Origin of the sequence: Legionella taurinensis (genome assembly GCF_900452865.1) — a bacterium.
Classification (GTDB): domain Bacteria; phylum Pseudomonadota; class Gammaproteobacteria; order Legionellales; family Legionellaceae; genus Legionella_C; species Legionella_C taurinensis.
In genome coordinates this window covers 143,568-159,449 of sequence record NZ_UGOZ01000001.1, presented here as the reverse complement: position 1 = coordinate 159,449, position 15,882 = coordinate 143,568, and the positions used below count along the sequence as shown (strand labels likewise).

The following is a 15,882-nucleotide window of genomic DNA, read 5'->3' as shown; positions in this document are numbered from 1 at the left end:
ATGCCTTACACTCCGCATACGCAAGAGGACATTCAGGCGATGCTTAACACCATAGGCGACGCCGGTATTGAAAACCTGTTTGATGAAATCCCTGCTGAACTCCGCTATCAAGAATTAAAAAATATCCCTCCGGGGCTCAATGAGATGGCCATGCTGAGGCAGGCTCACCACCTGGCCTCTAAAAATAGCAATGCCTGCTGCTTTATCGGCGCGGGCTGTTATGAACATCACATCCCCGCCGCCGTCTGGGACATTACCTCGCGAGGCGAGTTTTTAACCGCATATACGCCCTACCAGGCCGAAGCCAGTCAGGGAACGCTGCAGTTATTGTACGAATACCAGACCATGATTGCTGAATTGACTGGCATGGATGTCGCCAACGCATCCATGTATGACGGGGCAACAGCCCTGGCCGAAGCCGTGCTTATGGCGGTACGCATTAACAAACGCAGTAAAGCAAACCGTATTCTTGTGGCCGGCACGGTTCATCCCCTTTACCGTGAAACCCTGGAAACGGTGGTTCGCAATCAGCACATTGAAGTGATTACGCTGCCTTTTGACGACCAACAGGGAATTACGCCGCTTGCTGCTGTAGAAAAGTACAGCAACGAGGACATCACTGCCCTGGTGATAAGCCAACCCAATTTCTTTGGTTGCCTTGAAGAAGTGGATGGCCTGTGCGATTGGGCTGCTGAGCATCAGGTGATCAGCATTGCCTGCGTCAACCCGGTGTCTCTGGGCTTATTAAAATCACCGGGCGAATGGGGAAGCAAAGGGGTCGACATCGTCTGCGGCGAAGGCCAACCCATGGGATCGCCCATGGCCTCTGGCGGACCTTATTTTGGGTTTTTCAGCACCCGCATGGATTACGTGCGGCAAATGCCCGGACGCCTCATCGGCAGAACAGTCGATAAGGATGGAAAAACCGGCTTTACCCTGACCTTGCAGGCCCGCGAGCAGCACATCCGTCGCGGCAAGGCCATGTCTAATATTTGTACCAATCAGGGCTTGCTGGTTACTGCAGCGACCATTCACATGAGCCTGCTTGGTCCGGAGGGGCTTCATCAGGTCGCATTAAGTTGTCATCAGAATACCCGGGAACTGGCCACCTCCCTGTGCCGTATCCCCGGCGTGGAACGGGTTTTCTCCGCACCGTTTTTCCATGAAGTGCTGTTGAAATTCAATCAGCCGATCGATGACGTGCTCCATGCGCTTTACGCACGGGGAATTGCCGGCGGTTATCCCGTCGCAAGCCATTATCCCGCGTTAAAGGACACCCTGTTAATCTGCGCCACCGAAATGCGTACTCCCGAGGAAATCAAACAGTATGAAGAGGCGTTAACCCAAATCCTGAGTAAGCGAGGCAGCTGATGTTTATTGTGCAATTGACGTATAAAACACCGATTAGCGAAGTCGACAAATACCTGCAGGCGCATCGCGAGTTCCTTGACTACCACTACAAACAGGGCTTGTTGCTGGCATCAGGTCCCATGGTGCCCCGCACCGGCGGCATCATCATCGCCGCCACGAAAAACCGCGAACACCTGGAAGACGTGTTAAAACAGGACCCTTATTATCTGGCTGAAATTGCTGACTATGAAATCATTGAATTTACGCCCGTTAAGCACCGTGACGAATTAAAGGCGATCATTCAGAATTCGGAGGGAAAATTATGTTGATTTTTGAACGTTCGCAAACGAATCGGCAAGCCACCGCGCAGGCCCCTGGACCACAGCAACCGGCTCAGGATATCCCGGCCCGGTTTTTACGTAAACACTTGCCCCGCTTCCCCTCCTGCTCTGAATTGCAGGTGGTCAGGCACTACACGCGCCTGTCGCAGAAAAATTTTTCCATCGATACCCATTTCTATCCGCTTGGGTCCTGTACCATGAAATACAATCCACGCGGGGTTCACAAGGCCGCAACCCTACCTGGGTTTAACGATCGCCATCCGTTGGCGCCGGCAGAAAACAGCCAGGGATTTTTACAGGCGCTCCATGAGCTGCAATCCTATATTGCCGAAATCACCGGCATGCCTGGGGTATCCTTAACCCCAATGGCCGGATCGCAGGGGGAATTTGCCGGGGTGGCGATGATTAAAGCCTACCATCAATCGCGCGGCGATACGGCAAGAGATGAAATACTCATTCCTGAAGCCGCCCATGGCACAAACCCCGCTTCCGCGGCAATGTGCGGTTTTAAAGTGGTGGAAATTGAAACATCCAAAGACGGCGACATCGATCTGGAGGTGTTGAAAAGCAAGGTCGGTCCGCGCACCGCCGGAATTATGTTAACCAACCCGTCGACGCTCGGCTTGTTCATGCGCCAGATTAAAGACATTGCGGCAATCATCCACCAGGCCGGCGGATTATTGTACTACGATGGCGCTAATCTTAATGCCATTCTTGGCAAGGTACGCCCGGGCGATATGGGCTTTGATGTCATGCACTTAAACCTGCATAAAACATTCGCAACGCCGCATGGCGGCGGCGGGCCGGGTGCAGGTCCTGTCGCGGTCGGCAAGCGCCTATTGCCCTATTTGCCTCTGCCGATTGTTATGAAAGAGCAGGATCAATACCGCTGGGCGACGCGTGCCGACTACCCGCAAAGCATCGGCCGCCTCTCCACCTTCATGGGCAATGCTGGTATTTTGCTGCGCGCTTATTTCTATACCCGCATATTGGGTAAGGAAGGCCTGTCGGAAGTGGCTGAACTGGCGACCCTGAATGCCAATTACTTGCTGGCGTCATTAACCAAAGCCGGATTTCAGGCAGCCTATCCAGGGCGGCGCGCGAGCCATGAATTCATCTTAACCTTAAATCAGGAAAAGAAAAATTTTGGCATTACCGCCATGGACCTGGCCAAACGACTGCTTGATTACGGCTTTCACGCACCAACAACCTATTTCCCACTTCTGGTGCCGGAATGCCTGTTGATTGAACCCACCGAAACCGAATGCCGTGCTGAACTCGACAGTTTTATTGCGGCAATGCAGGCTATTCGCGATGAGGCACAGAAAAACCCGGAACTTGTACGAAACGCACCACATACCATGCCGGTTAAACGCCTTGATGATGTGCGGGCAGCCCGGGAACTGGATTTGAATTTTTACAGCCGGGAAAATTAATTCCCGGCGGCATGGAATCTTTTTGTTGGAAACCGATAAAAAGTCTTTATTTGTCGATTATACTTAGCTTAGACGCGGTAGAGAAAAATTGATGGAGCCAGTTCTGGGAACTTTATTTGCGCGACAAGAGATTTTTAATGGTTCCGGCACGGTATGCGCTTATGAATTGCTGTATCGTGATGGCGACAGCCTACACGCCAATATCAGCACGGCCAATTCCCTGGAAGGCGATAAAGCAACCTCCTTTGTCATTTCGCATTTATTCGCTCACCTTGACCTGGAATTGATTATTGGCAGTTACCCTGCCTACATTAATTTCACACGTAAACACCTGATTGAACAAATCCCCAAATTATTGCCCAGCAATAAAATCGTCATTGAAATTCTCGAAGACACCTTTGTGGATGAAGAATTGATCGGGGTTGTTCTCTCGCTGGCCAAACGTGGGTATAAATTTGCACTCGATGATTTTGTCTATAAAGACGAGTTGCTGCCTTTAATCGCCATTGCGGATGTCATCAAAATTGATGTGTTGAATTTATCGGAAGCGGAGGTCATTGACCAGCTGACGCTGTTAAAAAATTTAAAATTCAAAGGCAAGCTGCTTGCTGAAAAAATTGAAACCAGGCAGCATTTTACCCGCTGCCAGGAATTGGGCTTTCATCTCTTCCAGGGTTATTTTTTCAACCGCCCCGATTTAATCCGTGGTGAAAAAATTTCGGAAAACAAAACCCATCTGTTGCGCCTGCTTACCGAACTGCATAATCCCGACATTCACATGGAACGTGTGGAAGAAATTATTCTGCAGATTCCCAAATTAAGCTACCGCATTTTAAGACTGGCCAATTCCGCTGCCCTGTACGCAGGAAAAAAGATTGACAGCCTGCTGGACGCCATTCAACAACTGGGGCTTATTCAAATCCGCGATTGGATTAGTCTGTTACTGGTTTCAAGTCTTGATGATGTCGCCCATAGCGTGCTCGAACAAACCTTAATTCGTGCCAAAATGTGTCAATCGCTTGCCCGGCAAACGGGGATTGCCGCACCGCATCAGGCCTACACGGTGGGTATGTTGTCAACTTTAGACGCGATTTTGAATGAACCCATGCCCACCCTGCTTGCCAAAATTTCGTTGAGCGAAGAGTTAAATAAAGCCCTGCTGCATCGCAAAGGTGGCATAGGGCAGATTCTGTCAACCGTGGAATTTTATGAACGCGGCGAGTTTGAAAAACTGAGGGATTTCAATTTTCCACAGGACAGTTTCATTTCCGCCTACCTGGATGGCATTGAATACTCCAATCACGTGATGCAATTGCTGGATTAACCCGTCAAGCGACACAACATCTTGGATAATAGTGAAAAAATTGCCGCCTTCAGGCAAAAACACTTTGCCTCTTAAAAAAAATAAGTTATAACAGATTAACCCTGTATCAAGGATTGACAGGTGAGTGGGTAGCGTCTTAATGACGCTGCAGAACGATTTCATGGAGTGAAGAATGAATAATAAAGTATTCTCACAACGTTTCAATCGTGAATTGGCGTTGTTGGATTTTCCAGAAGATATAACAGAAAAAACCAAGGCAGTAGCCAAAGTGTTCGGGGTAACCCGCCATTTGGCCAATGCCATGCTCTTTGGTCACTTGCTGCCTTCTCCGGAGCAATTGGACAAAATTGCTGAAATTCTTGAAGTTTGTCCGCAATGGCTAAGCGGCGCTACTGATCGCAAAAAAGCGTATTCCGGCAGAGAAACGGTGGAGACCGAGTAGTTTAGACGCTTTTGCGGTATACTTGCAGGCAAGCCCGTGATCGCATGGATCACGGGTACCGTTGCCATTTTGAGACCTTATTATGGAATGCCTAAGTTATTGTATCGGTAATACCATTGATCTGACGCGTCTGGATCATCATTTTAAAACAGCCCTGGTGGGTTATTCATCCGTTCGTTCCCGCGATGTGTTAAGGCTCAGTCCCATGGACTCCAATACCTACACCCTGTTTGTCTTTAAAAACGGGACCGTGGTTTCCTGGGGAATTAAACGCCATCGCATCCGCAATTACCTCGATACCATTAAACTCTTTGTCGACAAGCCAGTGCCCTTCCGCGTGCGTGATGAGTTCAGCTATCAAATCGGCGACCGAACCGCCATTGAGCCACACGATTTTTTTGATGTGGATTGCCTAATCATCGAAGGCGACAACGAGGAACTCAAGCTCAGCCTTTCCTATGGGTTTTCGCAATCGGTCAAATTGCAGTATTTTGAAACGGTCATTGAAGCATTGATTGAAAAATACACTCCCATGATCCAAAGCATTTCCAACAAAGGCCAGATGCGGATTACCCGCAATCAGATAAGGCAGGTGATTGGCGAAATTTTAGGAACTATTACTGAAATGAATCTAATCAGTAATTTCCTCTACCATCCCAAGTATTTCTGGCAGCACCCGACCCTTGAAGAATATTACACCATGCTGGAACGCTATCTTCATATTCAACGGCGGGTTAATGCCTTAAATCATCGTCTGGATACCTTAAACGAAATTTTTGATATGTTTAACAGTTACCTGGAGAATCGCCACTCCCATGGTCTGGAAGTGATTATTATTGTGTTAATTACCATTGAAATTGTTTTCAGCGTATTAAATCTCCACATCTGACATTGCCAAGTCCTCTGTTCCTTGTGTACGATTGCGTTTTACTCCAAGTACCCTTAAACCATGGAAAAAGCCAAAAAGGATGTTGCTTCGGTTTCGGTCGTCACCGAAGTCATTGCCGGTATAACCACCTTTCTGACCATGGTGTACATTGCCTTTGTCAATCCAGCCATTCTGCATGAAGCCGGCATGGATCAGGGCGCTGTATTCACTGCCACCTGCCTGGTTACCGCCTTTGCCTGCGCACTCACTGGCTGGTGGGCCAACACCCCCATTGGCGTGGCCCCCGGCATGGCATTAAACATCTATTTCACCTACAGCGTGGTGCTCAGTATGGGCATTGACTGGCCGCATGCGCTGGCCATGGTGTTTATTTCCGGTCTGTTGTTTTTTATTGTCAGCCTGACGCCCCTCCGGCGCCTGCTGCTTGAAGCGATTCCGCAAAACCTGCAGATCGCCATCCTCATCGGCATCAGCCTGCTCATTGCGCTCATTGCCTTAAAGAGCAGCCAGATCATTGTCAGTGATGAACACACCATGATGCGACTCGGTGACATCACCCGCCTGGAAAGCCTGCTTTTCTTTCTTGGCTTTCTGCTGATTCTCATTCTCGATTATTATAAAGTCCCGGCGGCCATTATCATCAGCATTCTGGGCATCAGCCTCTTAAGCCTGCTCGTCGGATTAACGCGTTGGCAGGGTATTGTGGCTTTGCCACCCTCCATGCAGGCGACTTTCCTGGCGCTTGATTTTTCGGGCCTTTCATCCATCGCCGCCATCAAAGCGACTTTTACCTTTTTTCTCATTGCGGTGTTTGATGCGACAGGTACCCTGGTTGGCTTACTGAATCAATCGCTGTTTAAACAGGAAAAGGATTACCCGCAACGCTTAAGCCGCAGCTTAACCGCCGATGCGGCAGCTTCAACACTGGCTGGGGTGTTGGGTTCCGCGAGCACCTCCCCTTACATTGAATCCGCCGCCGGCATTGAAAGCGGCGGGCGGACGGGGCTGACCGCCATGGTCATCGCCGTTGGTTTTCTTTTGATGTTGTTTTTCTTTCCTCTCGCACAGATGATTCCAAGCTACGCGGTAGGTCCTGCCCTGCTGTACGTCGCCTGCTGCATGATGAAACATGTCAATGAACTCACGCTGTCTGATCTCACCGAGACCGCCCCCTGCATGCTGACCATCATGATGATTCCGTTCACAGCGTCTATTGCCGATGGCATAGGCAGCGGTATTATTTTTTATACGGTGCTGAAATTAATCACCCGACAGAAAATCAATGCCTGGGTCATTCTCCTGACGCTGATTTTTGTGCTGTTTTTTATTATCAGTTAAGCTTTCAACTGGCGATAGCGGGCAAGAGCCAGAACCCGTGCCGCGTTATGCTCCACCAGCGGGGCAGGGTAATCGTTTGGCCGTTTCAAAGCCGGCGCATTCCAGGGTTGATGAATCCACCGGTTATCAAGGCCGCTTAACTCCGGCAACCAGCGGCGCACGTATCCCCCCTCCGCATCGAATTTCTCCCCCTGCAGCACCGGGTTAAAAATACGAAAATAAGGCGCCGCATCAGCGCCGCTGCCTGCCACCCATTGCCAACTCGCTGAATTATTGGCCAAATCGGCATCCAGCAGCGTACTCCAGAACCAGGATGCGCCCAAACGCCAGTCAATGAGTAAATGCTTGGTGAGGAAGGACGCAGCAATCATGCGCACCCGATTATGCATATACCCCGTCTGCCATAACTCCCTCATACCGGCATCAACAATGGGATAGCCGGTTTTCCCCTGTTGCCAGGCCTTTAACCGGCTTTGATCATTTTCCCAGACAAAAGCATCGAACTCGCTTTTGAAATTGCGCTCAGGCAACTCAGGATAATGGTAGAGCAGATGATAGGAAAATTCCCGCCAACCCAATTCAGACAGGAAATGGTCAGCCGATTGCCCATCGCAGACGGGATCCTGAAGTGCCTGCTCAATGGCCCGGCCAATTTGCCAGGGACTTATTTCACCGAAATGGAGGTGCGGTGAAAGCCTTGAAGTCGACTGAGTGAGCGCAGGCTGATTGCGCCTTTCTTTGTATCCCCGCAAACCCTGATCAATGAACAGTTCCAGTTTTTTCAGGGCGCCTTCCTCGCCCGGCTGCCAGAAATCGCCAAACGCCGATGCCCAATTGGGTTTTGAAGGCAGCAATTGCCAGGCTTGAAGCGACTCCGTGCTCACCCCAGCCACTGGCTTTGGCCAGCGGTTAATGCTAACCGGCGCAGGCAGGGTGATTTGTTTTAAGCTTTGCTTCCAATACGGCGTGAAGACTTTAAAATACCCGCCGCTTTGCGTTTTTACGGTCCAGGGCTCGTTAAACAGACTGCCATTCGTGCTTTCAACATGAACGCCCATGGCTTGCAGGGCCGCCTTAATGGCGCGATCGCGTTCGATGGCCGCTGGTTCGTAGCAGCGATTCCAGTAAACATGATCAATCTGGAAATCACGGATCAGTTGTTGAAGCAGGGGCAGTGGATTACCACGGCGAAGATGCAGGGTTAATCCCTGGTGTTGCAATTGCTTTTGCAGCGCGGCAAGACTATGGTGAAGCCACCAGTGCTGCGCAGCGCCTAAACCCGTGCTTTCTTCATCCAAAAGATACAGAGGCAGGAGATTGTCATGCTGGCAAGCCTTGACCAGGGCAGGGTTATCACGGCAGCGTAAATCGCTTCGAAACCAGATTAAAGCCTTCGACATGTTTTTTCTTATTGACCCGCAAGGAGAAATACCAGCATCATACTATAATGATTCTTGCCGCCAAACACCATGAACAAACCGCTTTCCCTGCATCGCATTGTGTTACCCGGACTGCTTGGCAATATTCTGGAATGGTATGATTTTGCGCTCTACGGCTATTTTGCCGCAACAATCACCCCCTTGTTTTTTCCCAATGATAACGCCACGCTGGCGTTATTGACCACCTACGCCGTCTTCGCTGTCGGCTTTATCATGCGGCCGCTGGGCGCGGTCATTTTTGGCTACATCGGCGATAATTACGGGCGAAAAACGGCTCTGTCGTCAGCCATTCTGCTGATGGCCATTCCCACCACCCTCATCGGACTGCTGCCGGATTATCAGCAAATCGGCCTGGCAGCCCCCTTACTGTTAATCGTCTGCCGGCTTCTGCAAGGCCTCGCGGTAGGCGGTGAATTCACCGGCTCCATTGTTTACCTACTGGAACATGCGCCTCAGGATAAAGGCACGTATTATGGGTCGCTGGCCATGGCCTCGGCGTTTTGCGGTTTGCTGCTGGGCTCAGCCACCGCAGCCGTGACCGATTACTTTACCGCCCCCTGGGCCTGGCGGGTTCCCTTTCTGTTCAGTCTGCTTCTTGGGGTAATTGGCCTGTATCTGCGGCATCACATGCCGGAATCCCCGGTGTTTGCCGAACTGCTGGCTGACAAAAAGGCACGGGGGGTTACGTTTGCCCATTTGTTTAAGAATCATCTCACCACCATGATCCAGGCCATTGGGCTCGTGATGCTGCCGTCGACCGGTTTTTATTTGTCTTTCCTCTACTTGGCGACTTACCTGCATCATTTTTACCACATTCAATTGCCCCACACGCTGACCATTAACACCCTGACCCTGGCTGTTATCATCGTCTGCTGTCCGATCATCGGTCATGCCGCGGATAAAATTGGTCGCTATCGGGTGTTGATGATGGGTGCACTGGCGTTCATGCTGTTGTCTGCACCGCTGTATTACTGGCTTGGCCATACAACAACCACTGCCATTGTCATTTCCCAGATTCTTTTTGCGGTGATGGTGACTTTAAGTTATGCCGTTATCCCCGCGGTGCTGATGGCCTTATTCCCGCCCGCCCTGCGCTACACCGGCCTGTCGCTAACGTACAATCTGGCCAATGCCCTGTTTGGAGGAACCAGTGCATTCGTGGCCACCACCCTGGTGCATTACACCGGCCTTCTCATCATGCCCGGCGTCTATTTAAGCCTGCTTGCGTCCGTGACCCTTGCAATTATCCTTTGGCAGCGGACGGGCAGGACGCCGGCTTAAGGCCCCTGACATACCAGGGCGGTATCATTGGATGCGGTGAACGGCGGTAGGCTGCCGTTTAGCTGGTAATGCCTCACCCGCTCATTTAACAGCGACCCGGGGGTGTTCATGTAGGCGATTTCTTTCGGGGTGAATGAATCTGACGCACCATTAATCCAGTTCAATAATTTTCTGGCCGCGGTCAGAGCTGGATTCTGGCTGCAAAAGAAAGGACTGTTTTCGCCATCCCGAATGATCTGGCGCAACTCTTTTTTTAAATCGGCCATGGGCGTTAAATGAAAACCGGCATCGAAGGCCTCGGGTGAAACCGTAAACAAGGCAATTAAATCGATGGGGACTGCGCGTTCCGGGTAATCAAACGCAATGGCGAATGTTTCAGCGAGCAGGTGAATCATCATTTCAAGAATAGCTGCACTGCCGCGGACGCAGGGCATGGCATGGGCTAAATACCAGATGATTTCCTTTAACACCCTGCCATTGCCCTCCGAGTGGTTCGCATCAAGCTGCTGGTAGAGGTCCTCTAACCGTGCAAAAATGGCCTTCAATTGCGTTCGCGGTGTATGCACAAGACCATACCAGGCAATGGGTTTTTGTCCTTCAAATCCGGTGATGGTGTAAACGCAGGTCAATTGCAGACCCTCATGCTCCAGGTTTAAATAGCTAACGGCCTTGATATTCTGCTCCTGTTTCGCGCCTAACAGAAGGTAAGCAAGACCCACGCTTTCCTGATTCAAAGGGAGGCATTGGCTTAATTGCTGATAACGATTCGCCAGGCAGGGGAAAAAACTGGCATAACGTCCCGTCTCCGGGTAAAGCAGGGTGATCGGGGTATCAATGTATTCGCAGTGCTCATCGCGCAGAATACCCAGGTATTCAAGCGACTCCTGCTGCAGGGTAACCGCGATTTGATGCCTGGCATCGGCAAGAAAACGGTACAGAGTCATAAAGGGCGGTTTCCCTTTTGTGAAAAGAGTCTTTGCTCTGGCAATGGCTTCCTGTTTCAAGGCCTTCCAGTTGTCCTGCTGGTTGGGATTCCAGGCATGGGTTAATGAATTTTGTTTTTCCCACATGATTCGACACAAAAAAAACCAACATTGTACAGGTTGACTAACCATTAGTCATGTGTATTTTCCTTTCCATTTTAATTACACTACGGTATTCATTCTGGCCAAGGAGGATTCGATGCTCGAACAGACACTGCGCCATCATTACCAGAAAATTCTCGTTGACCCCCTGGTCCGGACTTTAAATCAACGCATCACACCGCAGACCATCACCTGGCTGTCCGGTTGCTTTGGCTTAGCCTTTATCCCTGCACTTTGCCAGGGTTATAACACCCTGGCGATTGCGCTGTTGCTGCTTTCCGGCTATTGCGATACGTTGGACGGATCGCTGGCCCGTCATCAGCACCAGTCGTCGCCGATGGGCTCGGTACTGGATATCATGATGGATCGGCTGGTGGAGTTCGCGGTGGTTTTCGCGCTTTACTGGGTCAATCCAGAACGCGCCCTCGCCATTATTCTGATGTTGAGCAGCATGCTCTTGTGCATCACCAGCTTTCTGGTGGTGGGTATTTTTAGCCAGAATGAGTCTCATAAAAGCTTCCATTACAGCCCTGGGCTAATGGAAAGAGCCGAAGCATTCTGCTTTTTTATTGCCATGGTGCTGCTGCCGCACTGGTTCAATGGCTTAGCGGCGGTTTTCACTGCCCTGGTTTGCCTGACTGCCGTCATTCGCCTGATGCAGTTTGCACGTGCAGACGCTCACTTTCGCTCCCAGTCCAATCCCTTGCCTTAAAACTGCTAGACTTGTTGTATAAAGTATGCAAAGAGGCTCTCATGGTCAAAGGGTTCGTGTGTGCGTTGATGCTTATTTTTAATTCAGCCTATGCCAAGGTGGAAGAAGCCATCTTTGCCGGTGGCTGTTTCTGGTGTGTGGAGGCTGATTTCGACAAGGTGAAGGGGGTGCTGGGTACCGTGGCCGGCTTTGACGGCGGCACCAGCAAGGATCCGACCTACAAGCAGGTGTCTGCGGGCGGTACGGGATATGCCGAAGCGGTGAGAGTCATGTACAATCCCGATGTGGTGAGTTACAGGCAGCTGGTCGATTTTTTCTGGCGGCATATTGATCCTACGACCAAAGATGGTCAGTTCTGCGACCATGGCCGACAATACCGCAGTGCCATTTTTTATTTAAATGAGGAACAGAAACAAATTGCCTTGGCCAGTAAAAAGGCCATGGAAAAACGATTCAAAACCGTGTACACCGAAGTAGTCCCGTCCACTCAGTTTTACGCAGCGGAAGATTACCACCAGAATTATTACCAGAAACATAACTGGCGCTATAACTATTACCGTTACCGCTGCGGTCGCGATGCGCGTATTGATGAGGTATGGAACAATGTCAACCATTAAACCGCTGCTGCTACTTCTGCTTGCAACCAGTGTCGCTCTGGCGGCGCCGTCTTTCGACAAAGCCAGCCGTCTTAAGCAATTAACCCCTCTGCAATACCAGGTGACTCAGGAGAACGCGACTGAAAAAGCATTTGATAACGCCTACTGGAATAACAAGGCTGAAGGGATTTATGTGGATGTGGTTTCCGGTGAACCATTATTCAGTTCCACCGACCAATACGATTCAGGAACAGGGTGGCCGAGTTTCACCAAACCCATTTCCTCAGAGACCGTGGTCTTAACGAAAGAGCGCTCCTGGTTATTTTTTCAACGCACTGAGGTGCGTTCCCGGTACGGCGATTCCCATTTAGGGCATGTGTTTGACGATGGACCGCAACCGACCGGCTTACGTTACTGTATGAATTCAGCCGCGCTGCGTTTTATTCCAAAACAGGACATGGAAAAGGAGGGCTATGGGCAATACCTCTACTTATTCAAGCATTAAAACCTGGCTGTACCGCTTGTCGCCCCTGCTTCTGCTTCTTGTTGCCGCAGGCTTGTTTTTCAGCCTGGGGTTGCATCACTATTTGAATTTTGAGCAGTTACAACACCATCATCAGACGCTGAAACGCTGGGCCTCGTCCCATTATGTTCTGGTGACGGCGCTGTTTATGCTGACCTACATCGTTACCGTCGCCATTTCAATCCCGGGCGCCTTATTACTCACCTTAACGGGAGGGCTGTTGTTCGGGACGGTCTTAGGCAGCATTTATGTCGCTTTCAGCGCCACCGCCGGCGCCGTGCTGCTTTATTTTGCCGTGCGTTTTGCTTTTATGGATTTAATGAATAAAAAAGCCGGCGGCAAGCTGGCTGTAATGCGTCAGGGATTTCAAAAAAACGCCTTCACCTACCTGCTGGTTTTGCGCATCATCCCGTTGTTTCCGTTCTGGTTGGTTAATATTGTGCCTGCCTTACTGAATGTGCCAGTCAAAACTTACATTGCCGCCACCTTTCTTGGCATTCTTCCCGGCACCCTCATTTACGCAAGCGTCGGCAGCAGTTTAAATTATTTATTCGCCCGCAATAAAACACCGGATCTGACGATCATTTTTCACCCACACATCTTGTTACCCCTGCTTTGTCTGGGATTGCTTATTCTATTACCGGTCGCTTACCGCTACTGGTTCTCCAAAACGTCTTCCGCGCAAAAAGCAGCCAATGACGATACATTCGAATAACAATGTGTTAATTTACCAGACCTTATGAAAAGAGTGACCGCGTTTGTTACGCGGCATTGTGCAGGTGCGTCACAAAAAGATCCAAACTTGTGCAATAATTATTTTATTTTAACAAAGATTCCCATGTTAATTTGCAACCGTCACATCACTGGACAACAACTCAAAGACTTTGATCAATTGCTTGACGTGTGCAGGCAGGCAGATGGCGGATTGCCGGCTTTTTACCGGCATATTCTCACACAGAAAAGAGACACGGAAAGCAACGTGCTCTACTATGAAAAAGACAGACTGGTTGCTTTTTTAAGCGTTTATTTTTTCTATTCCAATGCCTGTGAAATCAGTTTGCTGGTGGCGCCCTCTCACCGCCGCCAAGGATTATCCCGTTTGTTGCTGGAAACTATCCTTCCCCTGTTAACCGCCAAACAGATGGATTTTGTCATTTTTTCCATGCCGTCCAACCTGAACGCGTCCTGGCTTGCCAATTCAGGTTTTAGCTATCAGCAAACTGAATACCACATGCAGCGCAATGGGTATAAGCCTATTCTGCTTAATCAACCCCGCCTGACTGTCAGAAAAGCTGAATTTAACGACGTCGAGACACTGTGTGCCATTGACGATGCCTGCTTCAAAGAGGGACAGATGAGCGTGCCATCGCGATTCATTACCCTGCTCGATGACACTGATTACAGCATTTTTGTGGCCCTGCTGGACGGAAAGCCTGTTGGGAAGGCCCATATCCGCTGGCAGGAAACCCATGCCTTGTTTTCCGACATTGCGATTCTCCCCGCTTATCAACGCCAGGGTCTCGGCAGCGAATTGCTCGCGTATTGCATCAATCATGCCTTAACCCAGGGTAAAGACCGGCAGGAGCTGGATGTTGAAACCACCAATCGTGGCGCACTTGATCTGTATCTTCGCCATGGCTTCAGCGTCCTTTATGAACACGACTACTGGTTTATACCGATTGATTCCTTACGAATCATGCTGGTATCGAGTATGGCTCGCAGCCAGCAATAACGGTTATAAAACAACGGCCTGCGCCGTGCCGCTTAACCCCCGCGAAAGAATTGTCAATTCGCTTGACAGGTTTTCTTGCCCCCCTTTAGTATTGCCTTTTATTGCTTACGGAAAGCCCTGAGGGTATGGAATGAAAAAGCGCGTGGTGATCACTGGCATGGAGATCGTGTCGTCCATCGGTAACGGATTAGACAAATTTTGGGCGGCAGCGGTTAAAGGCCAATGCGGGATAAAGCGCATTCAAAATTATGACCCCAGCCCCTACCCCACTCAGATTGCCGGCGAAATCCATGATTTTTCCTTGGCTCATCTTCCGGAATTCGATAAAAGCAAGCGCTACCCGCGAGCAACTCAATACGCCCTTTATTGCAGCCATCACGCCATTGAGCGTGCCGGTTTAAGCAAGGCTGAATTGGCAAAAGCCGGCACCTACATTGGCACAAGCTTAGGCGGCACGCCTGAACTGGAATCCGCTTATCAGGCGTTTTTTAATGAAGGGTGGAAAAAAATCCCTCCGCTGAGCGTCATCCGCGGCATGCCGAATTCCGTAGCCAATCACATTGCCATTGCCTTTGGTTTAGGCGGTCCCAACTCCACCATTTCCAATGCCTGTGTTTCGTCTGCGGAAGCCATTGGCAATGCCTACCAGCAAATAGCCGAAGGAAGGTTAAGCGTCGCGCTCTGCGGTGGAACGGAATCCCTGTTGTGGGAAACCATCATGGCAGCCTGGTGCAAATTGCGGGTGATGTCAACCCAGAATGAGAATCCCGCTCTGGCCTGCCGACCCTTCGATAAAAATCGCAGCGGCATGGTGATGGCTGATGGCGCGGGAATTCTCATCCTCGAAGAATATCAGCACGCCCGCGCACGGGGTGCGGCCATTTGGGGCGAAATCATTGGTTTTGGCGCCAGTTGCGACGCGTATCATGTCACCGCACCCGATTCTGAAGGTCAGATTCGTGCCATCCAGGCGGCTCTTGATGATGCTCGTCTCAGCATCAATGACGTGCAATACATCAATGCCCATGGCACAGGCACTGAACTCAACGACATCACCGAAACAAAAACCATCAAGCGCCTGTTCGGCGAGCGGGCTTACGATATACCCGTTACAGCACAAAAAGCCATGACCGGCCATCCCATTGGTGCAGCCGGCGCCATGGAAATCATAGCCACCACGTTGAGTTTAAAAGAGGACCTGCTGCTGCCGACCATTAATCTCAGCGAACCGGATCCTGCCTGTGATCTGGACTATGTCGCCAATCAGGCCCGCAAACAGCCGGTGGACATCGCCTTGTCGCAACATTTTGCTTTTGGTGGAGCCAACGCTGCCCTGCTGCTCAGAAGCGCGTCTTAGAGGTGTCATCACTGCGGCCATGACCCGGCGATAAAAC

The 15,882-nt window shown here is 50.4% G+C and carries 16 protein-coding genes; 14 read left to right on the top strand and 2 right to left on the bottom strand.

The window, feature by feature from the left end; translation table 11 throughout:
* The 7 genes from gcvPA (at position 1) to DYE45_RS00715 (ending at position 7,120) form a co-directional block, all read left to right on the top strand.
* Positions 1–1,371 (top strand): aminomethyl-transferring glycine dehydrogenase subunit GcvPA, encoded by a 1,371-nt coding sequence (gene gcvPA / locus DYE45_RS00745; protein ID WP_108291298.1) that lies wholly within the window; start codon positions 1–3, stop codon positions 1,369–1,371.
* The gene (locus tag DYE45_RS00740) at positions 1,371–1,679 is read left to right on the top strand and encodes a YciI family protein (protein ID WP_108291296.1); all 309 of its coding nucleotides are present in this window, start codon (positions 1,371–1,373) and stop codon (positions 1,677–1,679) included. Before gcvPA ends, DYE45_RS00740 begins: the two co-directional genes overlap by 1 nt.
* Entirely contained in the window at positions 1,673–3,127 is a 1,455-nt protein-coding gene (gene gcvPB, locus DYE45_RS00735) for an aminomethyl-transferring glycine dehydrogenase subunit GcvPB (RefSeq protein WP_108291294.1), read from the top strand. The genes DYE45_RS00740 and gcvPB overlap by 7 nt, the downstream gene beginning before the upstream one ends.
* A 91-nt stretch (positions 3,128–3,218) precedes the next feature.
* Positions 3,219–4,451 carry an EAL and HDOD domain-containing protein gene (locus tag DYE45_RS00730; RefSeq protein ID WP_108291292.1) on the top strand — a complete coding sequence of 411 codons (1,233 nt, stop codon included), beginning with the start codon at positions 3,219–3,221 and terminating at the stop codon, positions 4,449–4,451.
* 172 nt (positions 4,452–4,623) lie between these two features.
* On the top strand, positions 4,624–4,893 hold the full coding sequence (locus tag DYE45_RS00725) for a hypothetical protein (RefSeq protein WP_108291290.1): 270 nt from the start codon (positions 4,624–4,626) through the stop codon (positions 4,891–4,893).
* Positions 4,894–4,975: 82 nt separating this feature from the next.
* Positions 4,976–5,782 carry an RMD1 family protein gene (locus tag DYE45_RS00720; RefSeq protein ID WP_108291288.1) on the top strand — a complete coding sequence of 269 codons (807 nt, stop codon included), beginning with the start codon at positions 4,976–4,978 and terminating at the stop codon, positions 5,780–5,782.
* Positions 5,783–5,842: 60 nt separating this feature from the next.
* Positions 5,843–7,120 carry an NCS2 family permease gene (locus DYE45_RS00715; RefSeq protein ID WP_108291286.1) on the top strand — a complete coding sequence of 426 codons (1,278 nt, stop codon included), beginning with the start codon at positions 5,843–5,845 and terminating at the stop codon, positions 7,118–7,120.
* Here the strand turns inward: DYE45_RS00715 and DYE45_RS00710 are convergent.
* Complete coding sequence (locus DYE45_RS00710) at positions 7,117–8,520, bottom strand: cryptochrome/photolyase family protein (protein ID WP_108291284.1); 1,404 nt, start codon at positions 8,518–8,520, stop codon at positions 7,117–7,119. The genes DYE45_RS00715 and DYE45_RS00710 overlap by 4 nt on opposite strands.
* A gap of 69 nt (positions 8,521–8,589) precedes the next feature.
* Between DYE45_RS00710 and DYE45_RS00705 the strand changes: the two genes are divergently transcribed.
* On the top strand, positions 8,590–9,840 hold the full coding sequence (locus DYE45_RS00705; RefSeq protein WP_108291282.1) for an MFS transporter: 1,251 nt from the start codon (positions 8,590–8,592) through the stop codon (positions 9,838–9,840).
* Here the strand turns inward: DYE45_RS00705 and DYE45_RS00700 are convergent.
* Entirely contained in the window at positions 9,837–10,910 is a 1,074-nt protein-coding gene (locus tag DYE45_RS00700) for a hypothetical protein (protein ID WP_160160652.1), read from the bottom strand. The genes DYE45_RS00705 and DYE45_RS00700 overlap by 4 nt on opposite strands.
* A gap of 112 nt (positions 10,911–11,022) precedes the next feature.
* Between DYE45_RS00700 and DYE45_RS00695 the strand changes: the two genes are divergently transcribed.
* The 6 genes from DYE45_RS00695 to DYE45_RS00670 all read left to right on the top strand — a co-directional run bounded on the left by DYE45_RS00695 (position 11,023) and on the right by DYE45_RS00670 (position 15,845).
* Entirely contained in the window at positions 11,023–11,637 is a 615-nt protein-coding gene (locus DYE45_RS00695) for a CDP-alcohol phosphatidyltransferase family protein (RefSeq protein WP_115300256.1), read from the top strand.
* Between the two features lie 41 nt (positions 11,638–11,678).
* On the top strand, positions 11,679–12,254 hold the full coding sequence (gene msrA, locus DYE45_RS00690) for a peptide-methionine (S)-S-oxide reductase MsrA (RefSeq protein WP_108291276.1): 576 nt from the start codon (positions 11,679–11,681) through the stop codon (positions 12,252–12,254).
* The gene (gene msrB / locus DYE45_RS00685; RefSeq protein ID WP_108291274.1) at positions 12,241–12,738 is read left to right on the top strand and encodes a peptide-methionine (R)-S-oxide reductase MsrB; all 498 of its coding nucleotides are present in this window, start codon (positions 12,241–12,243) and stop codon (positions 12,736–12,738) included. Before msrA ends, msrB begins: the two co-directional genes overlap by 14 nt.
* Positions 12,707–13,471 carry a TVP38/TMEM64 family protein gene (locus DYE45_RS00680; protein ID WP_242602669.1) on the top strand — a complete coding sequence of 255 codons (765 nt, stop codon included), beginning with the start codon at positions 12,707–12,709 and terminating at the stop codon, positions 13,469–13,471. The genes msrB and DYE45_RS00680 overlap by 32 nt, the downstream gene beginning before the upstream one ends.
* 123 nt (positions 13,472–13,594) lie before the next feature.
* Positions 13,595–14,488 carry a GNAT family N-acetyltransferase gene (locus tag DYE45_RS00675; protein WP_160160651.1) on the top strand — a complete coding sequence of 298 codons (894 nt, stop codon included), beginning with the start codon at positions 13,595–13,597 and terminating at the stop codon, positions 14,486–14,488.
* A gap of 130 nt (positions 14,489–14,618) precedes the next feature.
* A complete protein-coding gene (locus DYE45_RS00670) occupies positions 14,619–15,845 on the top strand; it encodes a beta-ketoacyl-[acyl-carrier-protein] synthase family protein (RefSeq protein WP_108291270.1) in 1,227 nt (408 codons plus the stop codon).
* Positions 15,846–15,882: the final 37 nt, after the last annotated feature.